At 71.5% G+C, this 15,700-nt stretch carries 17 protein-coding genes and 1 pseudogene; 9 read left to right on the top strand and 9 right to left on the bottom strand.

Features of this window, described 5'->3' with window-relative positions; translation table 11 throughout:
* Window positions 1–22: 22 nt before the first annotated feature.
* From IAG42_RS37910 to IAG42_RS01180, 3 genes and pseudogenes are all read right to left on the bottom strand, one after another.
* Complete coding sequence (locus tag IAG42_RS37910) at window positions 23–1,264, bottom strand: discoidin domain-containing protein (protein WP_223206346.1); 1,242 nt, start codon at window positions 1,262–1,264, stop codon at window positions 23–25.
* 78 nt (window positions 1,265–1,342) lie between these two features.
* Window positions 1,343–2,167, bottom strand: a pseudogene (locus IAG42_RS37905) (chitosanase); the annotation flags it as partial.
* Between the two features lie 350 nt (window positions 2,168–2,517).
* Window positions 2,518–3,714, bottom strand: a complete 1,197-nt coding sequence (locus tag IAG42_RS01180; RefSeq protein ID WP_223205797.1) for an MFS transporter — start codon at window positions 3,712–3,714, stop codon at window positions 2,518–2,520.
* A gap of 46 nt (window positions 3,715–3,760) precedes the next feature.
* On the opposite strand from IAG42_RS01180, the gene pdxR reads away from it, so the two are divergent.
* Window positions 3,761–5,167 carry a MocR-like pyridoxine biosynthesis transcription factor PdxR gene (gene pdxR / locus IAG42_RS01175; RefSeq protein WP_188335111.1) on the top strand — a complete coding sequence of 469 codons (1,407 nt, stop codon included), beginning with the start codon at window positions 3,761–3,763 and terminating at the stop codon, window positions 5,165–5,167.
* 29 nt (window positions 5,168–5,196) lie between these two features.
* Here the strand turns inward: pdxR and IAG42_RS01170 are convergent, their stop codons facing one another.
* The 4 genes from IAG42_RS01170 to IAG42_RS01155 form a co-directional block, all read right to left on the bottom strand.
* A complete protein-coding gene (locus IAG42_RS01170) occupies window positions 5,197–6,057 on the bottom strand; it encodes a hypothetical protein (RefSeq protein ID WP_188335110.1) in 861 nt (286 codons plus the stop codon).
* A 157-nt stretch (window positions 6,058–6,214) separates the two neighbouring features.
* A complete protein-coding gene (locus IAG42_RS01165) occupies window positions 6,215–6,547 on the bottom strand; it encodes a lysine transporter LysE (RefSeq protein WP_223206345.1) in 333 nt (110 codons plus the stop codon).
* A gap of 25 nt (window positions 6,548–6,572) precedes the next feature.
* Window positions 6,573–6,824: a ribosomal protein L7/L12 gene (locus IAG42_RS01160; RefSeq protein WP_188335108.1), complete on the bottom strand. Its 252-nt coding sequence runs from the start codon at window positions 6,822–6,824 to the stop codon at window positions 6,573–6,575.
* 58 nt (window positions 6,825–6,882) lie between these two features.
* Window positions 6,883–7,305 carry a DUF5958 family protein gene (locus IAG42_RS01155; RefSeq protein WP_188335107.1) on the bottom strand — a complete coding sequence of 141 codons (423 nt, stop codon included), beginning with the start codon at window positions 7,303–7,305 and terminating at the stop codon, window positions 6,883–6,885.
* Window positions 7,306–7,519: 214 nt separating this feature from the next.
* On the opposite strand from IAG42_RS01155, the gene IAG42_RS01150 reads away from it, so the two are divergent.
* Window positions 7,520–7,954: a VOC family protein gene (locus IAG42_RS01150; protein ID WP_188335106.1), complete on the top strand. Its 435-nt coding sequence runs from the start codon at window positions 7,520–7,522 to the stop codon at window positions 7,952–7,954.
* Window positions 7,955–7,996: 42 nt separating this feature from the next.
* Here the strand turns inward: IAG42_RS01150 and IAG42_RS01145 are convergent, their stop codons facing one another.
* Complete coding sequence (locus IAG42_RS01145; protein ID WP_188335105.1) at window positions 7,997–8,671, bottom strand: TetR/AcrR family transcriptional regulator; 675 nt, start codon at window positions 8,669–8,671, stop codon at window positions 7,997–7,999.
* A 58-nt stretch (window positions 8,672–8,729) separates the two neighbouring features.
* Here IAG42_RS01145 and IAG42_RS01140 point away from each other — a divergent pair, with 58 nt between their 5' ends.
* The 5 genes from IAG42_RS01140 (at window position 8,730) to IAG42_RS01120 (ending at window position 12,715) form a co-directional block, all read left to right on the top strand.
* Window positions 8,730–10,181, top strand: coding sequence for an MFS transporter (locus IAG42_RS01140; protein ID WP_188335104.1), 1,452 nt, complete (start codon window positions 8,730–8,732; stop codon window positions 10,179–10,181).
* Window positions 10,178–10,573: a cupin domain-containing protein gene (locus IAG42_RS01135; protein WP_188335103.1), complete on the top strand. Its 396-nt coding sequence runs from the start codon at window positions 10,178–10,180 to the stop codon at window positions 10,571–10,573. The genes IAG42_RS01140 and IAG42_RS01135 overlap by 4 nt, the downstream gene beginning before the upstream one ends.
* A gap of 108 nt (window positions 10,574–10,681) precedes the next feature.
* On the top strand, window positions 10,682–11,194 hold the full coding sequence (locus IAG42_RS01130) for a DinB family protein (RefSeq protein ID WP_188335102.1): 513 nt from the start codon (window positions 10,682–10,684) through the stop codon (window positions 11,192–11,194).
* A 256-nt stretch (window positions 11,195–11,450) separates the two neighbouring features.
* The gene (locus IAG42_RS01125) at window positions 11,451–12,071 is read left to right on the top strand and encodes a hypothetical protein (protein ID WP_188335101.1); all 621 of its coding nucleotides are present in this window, start codon (window positions 11,451–11,453) and stop codon (window positions 12,069–12,071) included.
* An 11-nt stretch (window positions 12,072–12,082) separates the two neighbouring features.
* Window positions 12,083–12,715, top strand: coding sequence for a M15 family metallopeptidase (locus tag IAG42_RS01120; RefSeq protein ID WP_188335100.1), 633 nt, complete (start codon window positions 12,083–12,085; stop codon window positions 12,713–12,715).
* A gap of 37 nt (window positions 12,716–12,752) precedes the next feature.
* Here the strand turns inward: IAG42_RS01120 and IAG42_RS01115 are convergent, their stop codons facing one another.
* Complete coding sequence (locus IAG42_RS01115; protein WP_188335099.1) at window positions 12,753–13,730, bottom strand: ArsR/SmtB family transcription factor; 978 nt, start codon at window positions 13,728–13,730, stop codon at window positions 12,753–12,755.
* An 89-nt stretch (window positions 13,731–13,819) separates the two neighbouring features.
* Here IAG42_RS01115 and IAG42_RS01110 point away from each other — a divergent pair, with 89 nt between their 5' ends.
* A complete protein-coding gene (locus tag IAG42_RS01110; protein ID WP_188335098.1) occupies window positions 13,820–15,109 on the top strand; it encodes an MFS transporter in 1,290 nt (429 codons plus the stop codon).
* Complete coding sequence (locus IAG42_RS01105; protein ID WP_188335097.1) at window positions 15,106–15,690, top strand: DinB family protein; 585 nt, start codon at window positions 15,106–15,108, stop codon at window positions 15,688–15,690. The genes IAG42_RS01110 and IAG42_RS01105 overlap by 4 nt, the downstream gene beginning before the upstream one ends.
* The last annotated feature ends 10 nt before the right edge of the window (window positions 15,691–15,700 follow it).

The raw sequence follows: 15,700 nt of genomic DNA, 5'->3' as shown, positions 1-15,700 counted from the left end.
CCGGGGCACTGGTGGCGGCCGGTCAGTGGCAGGAGTAGGTGGGGCTGGTGTCGAGCACCGTTCCGTCCGTGCCGACGAACTGCGAGCGGAACCCGGTGTCGGTGAAGTCGAGCTTCAGCACACCGAACTTGTCCCAGATGCGCTTCGCGCTGTTGGGCTGGACCGTGTCGCCCGCGCCGTACAGATCCTTGCCGCCGGCGCCGCCGATGATCTCGACGATGCCGTTCGGGTCGGCCTTCGCGTCCCGGGTCTGCGGGGCGAACCGCTCGTAGTGGTGGTCGTGGCCGTTGAGCACGAGCTCGGCGCCGGACGACTCGAGGAGCTCCCACACCGGCCGGCTCACCGGCACGTTCCCGTGGTCGCCGGAGCTGAACAGCGGCTCGTGCCAGTACGCGGCCACGCACTTCTTGCCGTTCGCGGCCAGGTCTGCCTTGAGCCAGTCGAGCTGCTCGCGCTCGTCGAAGCGGTTGGAGTTGAGCGCGACGAAGTGCCAGTTCCCGCGGTTGTACGAGTACCACATCTTGCCCTGCGGGGTGGCGCGGGAGCCGAAGTACTCGCGGTAGGCCTTCTCGTCGCGGTTCTCGTAGTCGTCGTACGACTCGTGGTTGCCCGGCACCGGGTAGGTGTTCGCCTTGAAGCGGCCCCAGGACTTGTCGTAGTAGTTCTTGAAGTCGTCGAGGTGAGCGTCGTCGTACTGGTTGTCGCCCAGTGTGAGGTAGAAGGCCGGGTCGATGGCCTCGGCCCGGTCGGCGGTCTTGAAGTGCTGGCAGCCCGCGTCGCCCTGGTCACAGCGGTCGGCGATGTCCCCCGCGCCGACGACGGTGAACGCGCCGGCGGGCGGGTCGGTCGGCGGGTCGGTCGGGCCGGGGCCCGCGCCGGTGGTCCCGTAGGCCTCCACCTCGAACAGTGAGTAGCCGTACGCGGTGCCGCGCGCCGTTCCGTAGACCCGCAGGTAGCGGCCCTTGCCGCTCAGGCCGGTCCATTCGTCGGTGCCGCCGTTACCGTTCGCCTCGACGGCGAGCTGGTTCCAGGAGGTGCCGTCGGCGGAGATCTCGACCCGGTAGCCCTTGGCGTACGCGGCCTCCCACAGCAGCTTCACGCGGGAGACGGTGGAGTTCTCTCCGAGGTCGACACGGAGCCACTGCGGGTCCGAGCCCTCCTCGCTGGCCCACCGGGTGGCGGGGTCGCCGTCGACCGCGCGGCCGGCGGTGAGCGCCGAGTCCTCGTCGGAGGACGAGGTCGCGGGCCTGCCGCGGGAGATCAACTGCTCGTCCCCGCCGCCGGGTTCACCAGTGGTGGTGGGGGAGGGGGTCGGGGACGTGCCCGGCTCGGGGTCCGACGTGATCTCGAACGGCTCTCCGTAGACGTGCCAGGACAGGGGCGTGTCGAGCCGCAGATTCCCGTCGTCGAGGAACACCCGCTGCGCGGTGTCCACCCGGCTCGTGTCCTCGTGCGCCGCCTCCTTCTTCATCTCCGTCACGCGGGCGTCGAGGAACGCGTTGAGGTACGTGGTCTCGTCACCGCCCTCGGCCGGAGTGTCCGCCTCGGCGCGCGCCGCGTCCCGGATGGAGTCGAAGCCCTCCTGGCCGTGCATCACGATCGCGTCGTAGTAGGCGAACTGGCCCAGCTCCTGCAGGTGGTCGCCCTTGGCGCGGGAGACGGCGGGGTCGAAGTACACGCGGTCGCGTTCGTGCTCCTGCGCCGCCTGGAACTGCGAGGTCTGCGCGGCCTCCTTCCACGCGTCGGTGAAGCCGGGGTCGAGGCCCTCGTGCGAATCGGAGCCGTCGACCTCGCGCAGGGCCGGCAGGTACTCGGCGAGCGGGTTGTCGGGCACCTGGTCGGTGTAGTACTCGACGAGGTCGAGCATGTCGTGGGTGCCGGAGCAGAACCCGACGATGCCGGCGGTGTACCCGCGGCCGTCGTCGATGTCCTCGATGTAGTCGAACTGGTCCTTCCAGTCCAGCGACGAGTTCTCGGCGCTGGACACCAGGCGCATGGCGATCTCCTTCTTCACCGGGTCGTCGAGCCCGGTGGGAGCCGCCGCCTGACTGGTGTTCAGCAGAATCACCGCGGGGACGGCGGCGAGGACCATGGCGAGGGCGATCCTGAAGCCGGTCCTGCGCCGGCGTCGGTGGACGGGGGTGCGATGCCGCGATCCGGACGGCATCGAACGCCGTCGCGGAGTGGGGAGTGGCATGTGCTTCTCCGGTTTCTCGTCTGGCCGGGTGCGTCTCGCGCGAGCGGCGTGAAGCCGGCGGACTCGCGGACCCGGCAGGGGAGTTCGGGGCTGCATGAAGGTGCGGAACCGTGCTGGACGAGCTGAGGAACTCTGAACCGTGCGTCCCTATCCGGACCACTCACTGATAGGAACCTTTCCTTTCTATTGGCAGAATCGCCCGCTCCGCAAGACGCGTGCACGAGCTGGTGCGACGGGAGAGGTGGCCTGGTGCGGACAAAACGGGGAGTCCCGGGCGCGTCGCGTCGAGGGCGACGCTCTGATGGGCGCGCGTCCGTTCGTCAACGCCGGGGCAGGGCGCCCTCTGTCCGGCGGTCGCGCCAGGCCGGGGCGAGCGCGGTGAGCATCAGCACGGCGGTGAGCGCGAAGGCCCACGGGTATCCGGTCCGGCCCGCGAGGAGCCCGAAGCCGACGGCCCCGACGCCCATGCCAGCGTCGTAGGCGAAGTTCCACAGGGCGCTGACCGTGCCGTAACCGGAGGCGGGGACCCGCGCGTACATCAGCGTGAGCGTGGCGTTCTGCGTGATCCCGAAGCCGATCCCGAACACGGCCACCCCGGAGACGACCGCGACCGGACTGTGCGTCAGCGAGACGAGGAGTGTTCCGGCGGACGCGACGACCAGGCCGGGCAGGACCAGGCGGGCCGGACCGTGCCGGTCGCCGCGCCGGCCCGCGACCCAGCGCGCCGCGGTCGACGCCGCGGACTGGACGAACAGGGCCGCGGCGACGAGACCGGTGGAAGCCGACGGGACGGCGAGCGGGAGGAACGTGACGACGATTCCGGCGGCGAGCGTGGTGGCCGCGAAGACGATCGCGGGCCGCAGGAGGCCGGCCGTCCGCAGGCCGGCCACCACACCGATCGACGGCCCCGAGTCCGGCTCGCGGTCCGGCAGGCCCGGCACCGAGACGATCGCGGCCAGCGCGGCCGCCCCGCCCGCGACGCACACCGGCCCGTACCCCACGTGCGCCACCAGCCACACCCCCAACGGCAGGGCCACCAGCGACGGAACCCCGGACACGATCCCGACCAGGGCCAGCCCCTCGCCCCGGCGCTCGGGCGGGATCAGCGACGCCGTCAGCGCGCCACCCGCGACGACCGTGCAGGCGAAGCCCAGACCGCGCACGACGCAGACCGCCGTGATCCACGCCGTGCTCCCGGACACGGTCAGCACGAGCGCGGGCGCACCGAGGAGAAACAGCCCCGCCACCAGCGTCAGGCGGTAACCGAAGCGGGCGACGATCCGGGGAGTGGCCAGCTCACCCGCGACCGTGGCCAGCATCAGCGCGCCCGTGGCGAGCCCCGCCGCGCTGCCGCGGCCCCCGTTGGACTCCTCCGCGTAGAGGGGGACGACCGACAACAGCAGGAAGAAGCCCGTCGAGGCGCCGACGATCGAGACGAAGCGCAGCAGCAGGGGCCGCGTCAGCAGAGGCGGCCGCGAACCGGCGCTCTTGGCTGGGGAGTTGACGTTTCTGGTCACACGACGAACCTAAGGAGCGAGCGGCCCACCGGTAAGATCCGATTTCATGCCGCTGGAGTGGTCCGGTCTCTCTCCCGATCTGCTGCTGGTCATCGACCGGGACAGCGGCGAGCCCCTGCGGTCCCAACTGGAACGCCGACTGCGCGACGCGATCCGGACCGAGCGGCTGCGCGTCGGCGAACGCCTCCCGTCCTCACGCGAACTCGCCCGGGTCCTCGGACTCTCACGCGGCCTGGTGCAGGACTGCTACGCCCAACTCCAGGCCGAGGGCTACCTCGTGACCCGCGTCGGCTCCGCCACCCGCGTGGCGGCCGGCGCGGGCGTCCCGGCAGCGCCCACGGCACCGGCCCCGGAGCCGCCACGGCTGCTGGCCGACTTCCGGTGGGGCGTCCCCGACCTGAGCGGCTTCCCCCTCGCCGACTGGCTGTGGGCGACGCGCGAGGCGGCACGCACCATGCCGACGGCGGCGCTCGACTACGGCGACCCGCGCGGCAGCGCAGCGCTGCGCGAGGTCGTCGCCGGATATCTGCGGCGGGTGCGCGCCGCCGATGCGGACCCGGAACGGACCGTCGTCTGCTCCGGGTACGCACAGGGCCTCGGCCTTGCCCTGCACGCCCTGGCCAGGTCAGGAATCCGCACCGTGGCGTACGAGGACCCCGGCTCACCGGCCACTATCTCCTCCGCCGCGGCCGCGGCGGGCCTTTCCGCGATCCCGATACCGGTCGACGAGCGCGGCATCGACGTCCAGGCACTCGCCGCGACGAGTGCGCGCGCCGTCGTCGTCACCCTCGCGCACCAGTGGCCCACCGGCGTCGCCCTGGCACCCGAACGCCGCCTCGCCCTCATCGAGTGGGCCAGAACGCGGGACGCCGTCGTCATCGAGGACGACTACGACGCCGAATTCCGGTACGACCGCGAGCCGGTGGGCGCGCTCCAGGGACTCGCCGCCGACCGCGTGATCTCCCTCGGCACCGTCAGCAAGTCCCTCGCGCCCGCGTTGCGCATCGGATGGATGCTGTGCCCGCCCGCGCTCACCGAATCGATCATCGAGCACAAGCGGCTGAACGACCGCGGGGCGCCCACCCTCGACCAGTTGGCCCTCGCCACCATGATCGAGTCCGGCCGCTTCGACCGGCACCTGCGCCGCATGCGCACGACCTACGCGGCACGGCGCACCGCCCTGGTCGCAGCCCTCGCCGAACACGCCCCCGACGTCAGGGTGACCGGCCTCGCGGCAGGCTTCCACGCGGTGGCCCACCTGCCCGGACAGGCCGACGAACACGACCTCGTCGCCGCCGCCCGCACCCGGTCCGTCGGCCTCTACGGAATGAGCGCCTGCCGCGCCGCGCACGCGACCAGGCCGGCGCAGTTGATCCTGGGATTCGGCGACGTGGGCGAACGCGCCGTCACGGCGGGCATCGCGGCGATCGGAGACCTGCTGACAGGGCGGTGACCCCGAACTAGGCAGTGAGTGCGGCTGGTTCAGCGCCCCACTGGTCGCAGGACGATCGTCCAGGTATGGATCGTGAAGCGTGTGGGGTCGTCGGGCAGCGGCTCGCCCACCATGACCGTCACCTGCTCGCCACTGCGCCGCAGCGACCGCAGGACGCGCGCGCCGGACGGAGCGGCGACGAGACCGAGTTCGCCTTCGATCTCCACGAGCGTACGACTGCGCAGGTCACGGTCGACCGACCGGAGACGGGCGCCGTCCAGGACGAGGATCGTGCCGTCCCGCAGGACGAGCGGCTCGGGCGGCTGGGGGTCGGACAGGGACGGTCCGGGCCGGACCACGCCGCCGGGCAGGAGACGCACCACCCGGCCCTTCGTGGGCAGATTCCGGTCGGCCTCGACTACCCGCACGCCGGTGCCCACGACGTAATGACCGTACGAGCGCCAGGCGTCGGTACGGTCACCGTCCCGGTCGTACTCCCAGGTGTCGAAGAGGTCGTAGCCCTCCAGCCCGAGCAGGAAGCGGCCGCCGCCGCGCGCGGCACCGCGAGCGCCCCGCAGCTCGGCGACCAGGCGGCCGTCGGCGAGGTCGAGCAGCAGGGCTGGGCCGAGCATGCCCCAGGGGGTGTACTCCAGGGAGTCCGTGGTCACCAGGGCCCGGTCGCCGGAGAGGTGCACGGCATTGGGCCGGCCCACGCAGCGATGCGTCCAGCGGATCCGCCCGCTGTCGTCGACGCAGGTCACCGAGCCGACCGCGGTCTCGATCCGCGGTCCGTCACGCCGCGCCGACACCTCCCGCGCCGGAAACCGCCACGGCCCCACGGACCGCCGCCGCTCCACGACCTCGGCCCGCCATGCACCCGCCTGCCCCGCGCCCGCCCCAGGTTCTGTCACGGCCGAGAGCGTAACGGTGACCGTCGCGCGGGCGTGGCGCACGGCACGACGCCTGCGACGGAGCGCCTCGGGACGGGGCGGCCGGTCGAGTAGCGGGCATTCCGCTCCGTGGGTGCCGCAGGAGCGTGGCTCTCGGGTGTCAACCTTCGGCAGCACTTCACAGGCAACTGCACTCGGTGCCGTAGAACAGGAGGAACACGCCTGTCGCGGCGGTCAGTGTGAAGCCGGCCGCCGTCACGGCGGCGAAGCCCCGCCGCCGACGCCCCTTCGTGGGGTCACGGAACACGCTCCAGGCGCCGTGCGCGAGGAACAGACAGAACAGCCCGGCACCCGCCACCGTCAGGCGCGGGCTGAACGACCAGCTCAGGTAGGCGATCAGAAGCAGGCCTAGCAGCAGCGCGCAGGCGAGCAGAGTGAGGATCACCTCGGCGACGGCTTCCCCGACCGTCTCCATCAGAAACTCGCCGATCCCCTTCGCCACCCGTCGCATTCCCACGCCCCCAACAGCCCTTCCTCTACGGCAGCACTTCGGCGTGCGCACAAGCGCCGACCGTACGGAGCTCATTCACCAGATCGTCGGCGACTTCCACGGACACGTTGCTGACCAGGGTCGCGGGAAGTCGGCTGACGAGCGACTTGGCGCCCCAGAGGCTCAGCCCCGTGCGCCTGTGCAGCAGTTTCACGACATCGATCGGCTCAGGACCGGAGTCCGTCAGAATCACGTCGCAAGACGGATCATCACAGACCAGCGAGAAATATCGACTCACTGCTCCCGATTCCTCTCCGAGCCTCCGACAGTCGATTGCCGCGCGTCCCCACGGCCCTTCACCGGGGAGGCAAGTTGTGCCAGTCGTGTCCGCAAACGCCTCGGCAATATTTCTGCCTGCGGCGGGTGTCCGCGACCGAGAACGCCGAGACGAGAATACGGAACGCTTTGACGTGTTCGTCGGCTGGGAGGCCTGCGAACCCGTAGCGGGGCGGTTCCATGGAAATCATCACCGAAGGGTTGGCCGTGGCCTTCACACCGGATCGGGCAACGCCTTCACGCCCGTCGGCCGCAGTGATGTGCGCCTGCATCGCGTACCCGGCGACCTCTTGCAGTACAGCCCGCCGTCCCACCGGAGACAAGGCGGAGAACCAGGATGTTCCCTCGTCCAACGTACGGATCTCTTGCGCGACTTCGTTGACAACCCGCTCGGTTTCGCACCGAAGCGCTCGCTCATCCTCATGGCTGCCGGTCCCGAACATCTGCCCATGATTCCACGACGCCTCGACGGACGGATGTTGTCTCACGGGCATCGGGGCACCCGCGACCGCAATCCGAAACGCGAAGTCTTCAGGGCTGAGCGTCCGCCACCGGATGAGCGAGAGACTTCATCGGCGGTAGTGTCACCGCCGCGATGTTCCGTTCCGGCGCCCGGCTCGAGAACCGGGCCCGAACAAGCGGGAGGAGCCCAGCTGCGTGAACCGGCCGAGTCATGGCGCGCTGCATCACGTCGAGATCTGGGTTCCCGATCTCGACCGTGCCCTTGCCTCACTGGGGTGGTTGTTCCAGGCGCTGGGCTACGCGGTCTCGCAGAGCTGGGACACCGGCCGCAGCTGGTCGCTGGGGCCGACCTACGTCGTCCTGGAACAGTCCCCGGGCCTCACCGCGGACGAGTACGACCGGCGTCGGCCCGGGCTGAATCATCTGGCCTTCCATGTCAAGGACTCGGCAGGCGTCGAGGAGTTGGCCGCCGACGCGTCCCGCAACGGCTGGACCCTGATGTTCCCCGAGCTTCACCCGCATGCCGGCGGCACGCAGCACTACGCCGCCTACCTGGAGAACGTCGACGGCTTCGAGGTCGAGCTTGTCGCCATCAGTGCGGCTCAGCACCCGCGGGGCGCCGCAAATTAGCCGTGCCGAGGACGAATCGGACGTGAAGCGGCGGCCGTTGGCTCACGCGGGTCGGGCGGCGAGGAGGCCGTGCACCAGGGCCCTGAGGCCGTCCTGGTAGGTGTCCGTGGCGGTCAGTGGTGCCCAGCGGTCCGCCACCTGCGCCAGACGCGGGAGTTCGTCCGCGTCGAGGCCGGCGAAGACCTGCTCCCGGTAGGTCGCGCGGTCGTCATCCGTGCGGCGTCGGGCCGCTGTCGTGCGGACCACGATCTCCCCGGCGGTGTAGTACCAGATCGCGCGGTAGCCGTGCACGGCCCGCTCGGGGGAGAGGCCGGCTTCGGCCAGGCCGTCGACGATCTGCTCGACGAACCACAGCGCGCTCGTGGACATGAGGTCGTCGGCGGTCAGCACCTCCACGATCCAGGGGCAGGCGGCCAGCGCCTCGTGGATCGCGGTGGCGGCCGCGACGGCCCGCTCGCGGGGGTCGGCGGGCAGTTCCGGCCGGCGCAGGGTCCGGGTGGCGTAGTCGTCCAGAAGGAGGACGAGGAGTTCCTCCTTGTCGCGGACGTGGTGGTAGAGGGCCATCGGGGTACTGCCGACCTCCGAGGCGAGCCGCCGCATGGTCAGCTTCGCGACGCCCTCCTCGTCCACGATCCGGCGTGCTGTCCGGATGATCTCCTCGCGGGAGATACGGGGAGGTCGGCCAGGGGTTCTGCGCGGTGCGGACGGTTGCGACATGCCCCCCATCATTCCTCAGGCGTCGACAAGGGAGAACCTCGGCGCTATGTTTCTATACATGTATAGAAACTCTCGGGAGAGACCCGGAGCGGTGCTGGCGGCCGCTGCCGTCGCCCAGTTCGTCGTCGCCCTGGACATGTCGGTGGTCAACGTCGCCTTACCCGCGATCCGGACGGCACTTGACTTCGAGCCGCTGAACCTGTCGTGGGTCGTGCACGCGTACGCCCTCACCTTCGGCGGACTCCTGCTGCTGGGCGGCCGGGCCTGCGACCTGTACGGCAGGCGCCGGATGTTCGTCCTCGGGCTCAGCGTCTTCGCCCTGTGCTCGCTCGCGGGCGGGCTCGCCCACGCACCCTGGCAGCTGATCGCCGCACGCGCAGGGCAGGGCGTCGGCGCTGCCGCAGCCGCACCGGCCGCGCTCGCGATGCTCACCACGACCTTCCCCGAAGGTCCCCGCCGCGTCAGGGCGTTGGGAGTGTGGAGCGCGGTGAACGCCGCGGGCGGAGCACTGGGCGTACTGGCCGGCGGACTGCTGACCGAGTACGCGGGCTGGCGCTGGGTCATGCTGATCAACCTGCCCATCGTCGCCGTGGCCCTCGCGCTCGCGCTCGCCGCCGTGCCCGCCGACGCGGAGCGCGCCGACCGACGTGAGAGGCTCGACGTACCGGGTGCGGTCCTCGCGACAGGCGGCGTCGGGCTGCTGGTCCTCGGGGTCGTCCGCACCGACGCCCTCGGCTGGACCTCCCCGACCACCTGGGCCACCCTCGCCGCCGCGACCGTACTGCTCGCCGCGTTCGTCCTCGTCGAGTCGCGGACCACCACACCCCTGCTGCGCCTGGGCCTGCTCCGCAGCCGCTGGGTCGCCGGCGCGAACGTGCTCGTATTCCTGGCCGCCGCCGGACAGTTCACGGCGTTCTACTTCGTGTCCCTCTACATGCAGCAGGTCCTGGGCATGAGCGCCGCCGCGACCGGTACCGCGTTCCTGCCCTTCTCCCTGGGCCTCATCGCGGGAACCGTGCTCGCCACCCGCCTCACCGCCACCCGCAGCCCGCGCGCGTCCCTCGTGCCCGGCGCCCTGCTCGCCGCGTCCGGCCTGGCCTGGTTCGCCCTCATCAGCCCCGACGGCAGCTTCCTGACCGACGTGCTCGGCCCCTCCCTCGTCACCAGCGTCGGCGCGGGACTCGTCCTCGCGCCCGTCGCCGCCGCGGCGACCACCGGCATCGCGCGGCGCGAAGCCGGAACGGCCTCCGGCCTCATGAACAGCTCCCGCCAACTCGGCGGCTCCATCGGTCTGGCCGCCCTCGCCACCGTCGCCGCACATCGCACCGGCACTGCCTCCGGCCCCGCCGCACTCAACGACGGCTACGCCCTCGGCCTGGCCCTCGCCGCGGCCGTGTTCGTCCTCGCGGCGGTCGTGGCCGTCGCCGTACTGCCAGGCCGCAGGGCGGCCACCCCCGTACCGCAGTCCTCCGCCCCCGCCCAGAATCAGATGGAAGGCACTCCGTCATGACGACCACCGCGATCGACCTGTTCGCCTCGGCCCTGCACTTCCGCCCCGACGGCGAAGTCCGCGCTGCCGAACGCCGGATGGCGAGCAGCGACTCCGATGCCTGGCAGATCGCCACGTTCCACGTGGAGACCGACGCCGACGTCCACGCCGACCACTGGGAGATGCACCCGCAGGCGGAGGAAGCGGTGTGCTGCCTCACCGGCGGCGTCCGCCTCTACCTCCGCCCCGAAACCCCCGGCGAGGCCGAGGACATGGTGCGGTTGCAGGCCGGCACCGCCGTGATCGTGCCCCGCGGCCGCTGGCACCGCCTGCAACTGGACGCCCCCAGCGACCTGATGTCGATCACCCTCCGCGAGGGAACCCGCCTCGAGAAGCGCAACGACAGCCGCTGAATGACGGCGACTGAATGACGGCGACCGGCCGACGGTGGCCCGGCACCACACCCTGCCGGGCCACCACACCCGCGCCGCCCCCCGTCCAGTACTGGCGATAATCGACCGATGAGCGCCATCGAACGATCCATCCCGCCCCTGAACGCGGACGAGCGCACCACGCTCGAAAGCTGGCTCGACTTCCACCGCACCACGCTCGCCATGAAGTGCGAGGGCCTGGACGACAAGCAGGCCGCCACCGCGTCCGTGCCGCCGTCCGGCTTCACGCTGATCGGCCTGGTCCAGCACATGGCCGAGGTCGAGCGGAACTGGTTCCGCCGGGTGTTCGCGGGGGAGCAGGCCCCGCCCATCCACGACCCCGAGGCCGATCCCTCCGCCCCCGACGGCGGCTTCGACGTGGCCGACGACGCCACCCTGCACGACGCGCTCACCACCTGGCAGGCAGAGATCACCCATGCCCGTGAACACTGCGCCGACCGCGCCCTGACGGACACCGGCCGCTTCATGGACCAGGACGTCAACCTCCGGTGGATCTACGTCCACATGATCGAGGAGTACGCCCGCCACAACGGGCACGCGGACCTCGTCCGCGAGCGCGTCGACGGCGCCACCGGCGTGTAACCCCGAGGCAGGCAGCCTCGGGTCTGCCGACGAACTGCCGACGACCGCGTGCAGGCGCCGGTCGTCGGCAGGCGTGGTTCGGGTGACCTGCCTCGCCTCGCCGCCGGACGATCATCCTCTGGGCTCATGCCGTCGGTGATGCCTTCCCCCATGGAGCCGACCTGGTTCAACCCGGTGGCCGACGTATCGACCGGCGCCGGCTGTGACCGTTGAGACCGTTCGACCGAGCGACATCCAACGGCCTCAGGAGCAACGTATGACCGCCCACCACATCACCGCACCCACGCCGGCGAAGGGCGTGCGCGCCGCCTGGAAGCGCGCGCACGCTCCGGTGCCCGGCGTCCCGCGGTGGGCCCGGTTCGCCGCCTACGCGATCCCCTTCACCGTGCTTCCCTCCGGCGTGTGGCGGATCATGACCGTCGTCTTCCACGTCGGGGACGACGGCCCCCACGGCGCGGGCCAACTCCCGTCGTGGCTCCCGGGACCGGTGTACATCGTCGCCCTGTCCGTCCTCTCCGAACTGCTGGCCTTCACCGCCGTCGGGCTGGTCGCCGTGTGGGGAGAGGTGCTCCCGCGCTGGATCCCGCTGCTGGGCGGCCGCAGAGTGCCGCCGCTCGCGGCCGTCGTGCCCGCCGCCCTCGGCGCCACGATCCTGACGGTTCTGTGGACCACCGCCTTCGTCACTTCCCTGTCCGGACTCACCATCCGAGGCGAGCAACTCCCCAGCGACTACCCGACGCAGTCGATGCACGGCTGGGAACTGGCCTTCTTCAACGTCACCTACGCCCCACTCATCCTCTGGGGCCCCCTGCTGGCAGCCGTCTGCTTCGCGTACTGGCGCAGGCGCGCCACCAGCACGCGGCGGCGCGACGTCTAGGCTCAGGGCTCATGATCTTGCTGAGTGACCCTCAAGTGGCCGACGTCCCGGTGCGGGACTGCGGCGAGCCCCTCGTGGAGATCGCCTCGGCCCCGGCGATCGCGCTCGACCCCCGGGAGCGAGACGAGGAAGGGGCGTACGGGCGGGTCAGAGCCGGCGTGCTCGACCGGCTCTGTGCGGCATCCGAGAAACTTCCCGACGGCATTGGATTCCTTGTGGTTGAAGGACATCGCAGCAGTGCCGAGCAGGCCCGGCGGTTCGCGCTCTACGAGGATCGCCTGCGTGGTTCCGGCATCACCGAGGCTGCCGAGCTTCGGCGCCGGGCCAGTGCCTTCGTCTCCCCGGTCGAGGTGGCGCCCCACTGTGCCGGTGCGGCCCTCGACCTGACGCTCGTCGATGACGACGGCGTCGAGCTGGACATGGGCGGCGCCGTGAACGGCCACCGCACCGGAGACGAGAAGTACTGCCCGATGGACGCCCCGGGCCTGACTGACCGGGCACGCCGCAACCGCGCTCTCCTGGCCAGGGCCATGGGGGACGCCGGGTTCGTCAACTACCCCACCGAGTGGTGGCACTGGTCCTACGGCGATCGGTACTGGGCCCTCATGACCAAGGCCGGCAGTGCCCCCTACGGGCCCGCCTGACGACCTCGCATCCCTCAGGACGTACCGATCCGAGCCCTCAGCTCGAACCGGCGACCAGGGCCTCGCCGAGCGGGGTGCGCCGGTACAGCACGGACCGTCCGGACCGGGCGCGGACGAGCAGCCCCGCGCCACGTAGGATGGCGAGGTGGTCTCCCACGGCGCCGGGGGTCATGGCGAGGCTTCGGGCGAGGTGGCTGGTGCTGGCCGGCGCGTCCAGGGCCATCAGCAGCCGGGCCCGGGCCCGGCCGACCAGGGCGGCGAGCGCGTCCGGCTGCGGGGCGGCCTCCTGTTCGCCCCACAGGGCGGCGGTGCCGCGGGCCCGATAGACCAGGGTTCTCGGCCAGGGGTCTTCGAGGTGGGCGGCGATGTGCCCGACGAAGACCGAGGGGATGAGCAGGAGTCCGTCGCCGGAGAGGCGGACGGTTTCGCCGCGGAAGAAGCCGATCTCGATGCCGCCGGCGCGCCAGGCGATGCCCGGGTGCAGGCTCTCGACGGCCGCGGCCCAGCCGCGTTCGCCGATCACCCCGACCCGGTGCACGACATCGCGCTCGCAGATCGCGCGCAGCTGCGGCCAGTCCGCGGCGAGCAGTTCGTGCCACGCCTGGTCCATCGCCGCGGCGATTCTGGGGACGACGTCCTCCGAGTCCAGCACGGCGCGTACGCGGGGATCACGGGCGGACGGGCCGGTCGCGGTGGCGGCGATCTCGTGGCGGGCCGCCGCCGGCGGAGTGGCTCGGATCACGGCCAGGTCGTCCGCCCAGGTCTGGCTGAGGCCACGCGGGGGTGGGGCGACGAAGTCGGGTCCGCCCTGCGGGTTCTGCAGGGCGAGGAAGGCGTTGAGTTCGGTTTCGCGGCGAAGGCGTTCGAAGGCCGGCTCGAGCCGGGCGGCCCAGGCTCGGGGGAGCGGCCGTTCGTGGCTCGCGAGCGAGCGCAGCAGCAGGCAGAGGTCCAGTGCGGGCGACAGCGCGAAGCGGCTGCGCAGCAGGTCGTCGACGGAGACTTCGAAGCGCAGCACCTGGTCATGCTAGCGCGGGCCGGTTGTTTGGATTCGTCGAGCGACGAATCATTGGTGAGCGGTGCGGGCACCCGCCGAGGCTGGGCGCCATGACCCCGACCGCCGGAGCCGCACACGGCAACCACCGTGCCACCTACCGCGAGGTGCTGGCCGAGCCGCGATTCCGGCTGCTCTTCGCGACCCGTACCGTTTCGATCACCGCGGACGCGCTGCGGATCACCACGTTCTCGGTGCTGGTCTACGCGACCACCGACTCCGCGCTGCTGAGCGCACTGGCCTTCGGTATCGGCTTCCTCCCGCAACTCTTCGGCTCGCTGCTGCTGGGTTCCCTGGCCGACCGGCTGCCGCCCCGCGCGCTCCTCGCCGGCGGCTACGCCTTTGCGTGCGCCGCCGCCCTGCTGCTCGCCCTGGTGCGGATGCCGATCTCGGCAAGCCTCGGTGTCGTGGCGCTGGTCGCCCTCGCAACCCCGGTGTTCAGCGGCGCGTCGAGCCGACTGATCGCGCAGGCGCTGGAAGGCGACGCGTACGTACTGGGCCGTTCCCTGAACAACATCGCCGGCTCCGGCGCGCAACTGTTCGGACTGGCGCTGGGAGGCGCGACCGTCGCGGCACTCGGACCGCATCGGGCGCTCGCGGTGAGCGCCGTCCTCCACCTCGGCTGCGCGCTCGCCATCCGCATCCGGCTGCCGAGGCGGCGGTCGGGAGCGCCCGAGAGCGTGCAGGGCGACGGTGGGACCGTGCGGACAAGCCTGTACGGTGCCGCTCTGCTGCTGCGGGGACAGACGGTACGACGGCTGATGCTGGGCCAGTGGCTGCCGCCCGCGTTCGTCGCGGGCGCCGAGGGCCTGATCGTCGCCTACGCCGGCGCGCGCCACTTCGCGCCCGGCTGGTACGCGGTGCTGATGGGCTGCCTGCCGGTCGGCATGCTCATCGGCGACGTGCTGGTCGGCCGTCTCCTGCGCCCACCGACCCGCGAGCGGCTGGTGGTTCCACTGGCCGCGCTGATGGGACTGCCGCTGTTCGGCTTCGCCGCAGGGCCCGGAGTCGGCGCCTCGTCCTGCCTGCTGCTGCTCAGCGGCTTCGGATTCGCCTACGGCCTCGGCCTGCAACGACCGTTCCTGGACGCCCTGCCGCAGGACGGCCAGGGCCAGGCGTTCGGCCTGCTGGGCGCCGGAGGCATGACGCTGCAAGGTGTCGGCCCGGCCTGCTTCGGCGCGGTGGCCGCAGGCATCGGAACAGGCGGCGCCATCGCCCTGGCAGGCTGCGCGGCGGCACTCACCGCCGGTTGGATCCACCTCTGGCACGCCCCGGCCACCCCGAAACCCGTCCTACGAGACCTTGAGACCACGGACACCCCACGGAAGGCGCACACCGCATGATCGACGCATTCGCGAAGGACAACCTGCACGGCAGGCTGCGGCGGGACCGCGAGGCCCTGCTCTGGAAACTCGACGGCCTGTCCGAGTACGACGCCCGCCGACCCCTGACCGCGACGGGGACCAACCTCCTCGGCCTCGTCAAACACGTGGCCACCGTCGAGGCCAGGTACTTCGGCGAGGTCTTCGACCGCCCGTCCCCGGAACCGCTGTGCCGGTGGCAGGACTCCGACGGCAGTGACCAGTGGGCGACCGAGGACGAGACCCGTGACGAGATCGTCGCGTTCTACCGGCGCACCTGGAAACACTCGGACGCCACGATCGACGAACTCTCCCTCGACGCCTCCGGCCACGTGCCCTGGTGGCCGCAGCCGCACTCCGGCACCAACCTGTTCGTCATCCTGGTTCACGTCCTCGGCGAGACCGTCCGGCACACCGGACAAGCCGACATCCTGCGCGAGGGCGTCGACGGCCGGACCGGTCTGCGCGCCGAACACGAGCGGCCGATCGACGAACAGGCCCGCGCCGACCACCGCGCGAAGCTCGAACGGGCCGCAAGGGCCGCCGCATCCTTCGGGGCCTGACATCGGCCGG

This window comes from Streptomyces xanthii (genome assembly GCF_014621695.1).
Classification (GTDB): Bacteria; Actinomycetota; Actinomycetes; order Streptomycetales; family Streptomycetaceae; genus Streptomyces; species Streptomyces xanthii.
Note: the sequence above shows the minus strand (reverse complement) of the source record. Positions and strands in the feature narration are given on the sequence as shown.

Coding starts and splice junctions, on each gene's coding strand:
- IAG42_RS01135 (WP_188335103.1), top strand. CDS start 10,178: ATGACGACCACCGCGATCGACCTGTTCGCCTCGGCCCTGCACTTCCGC.
- IAG42_RS01125 (WP_188335101.1), top strand. CDS start 11,451: ATGACCGCCCACCACATCACCGCACCCACGCCGGCGAAGGGCGTGCGC.
- IAG42_RS01120 (WP_188335100.1), top strand. CDS start 12,083: ATGATCTTGCTGAGTGACCCTCAAGTGGCCGACGTCCCGGTGCGGGAC.
- IAG42_RS01130 (WP_188335102.1), top strand. CDS start 10,682: ATGAGCGCCATCGAACGATCCATCCCGCCCCTGAACGCGGACGAGCGC.
- IAG42_RS01145 (WP_188335105.1), bottom strand. CDS start 8,671: ATGTCGCAACCGTCCGCACCGCGCAGAACCCCTGGCCGACCTCCCCGT.
- IAG42_RS01155 (WP_188335107.1), bottom strand. CDS start 7,305: ATGTTCGGGACCGGCAGCCATGAGGATGAGCGAGCGCTTCGGTGCGAA.
- IAG42_RS01165 (WP_223206345.1), bottom strand. CDS start 6,547: ATGCGACGGGTGGCGAAGGGGATCGGCGAGTTTCTGATGGAGACGGTC.
- IAG42_RS01140 (WP_188335104.1), top strand. CDS start 8,730: ATGTATAGAAACTCTCGGGAGAGACCCGGAGCGGTGCTGGCGGCCGCT.
- IAG42_RS01105 (WP_188335097.1), top strand. CDS start 15,106: ATGATCGACGCATTCGCGAAGGACAACCTGCACGGCAGGCTGCGGCGG.
- pdxR (WP_188335111.1), top strand. CDS start 3,761: ATGCCGCTGGAGTGGTCCGGTCTCTCTCCCGATCTGCTGCTGGTCATC.
- IAG42_RS01110 (WP_188335098.1), top strand. CDS start 13,820: ATGACCCCGACCGCCGGAGCCGCACACGGCAACCACCGTGCCACCTAC.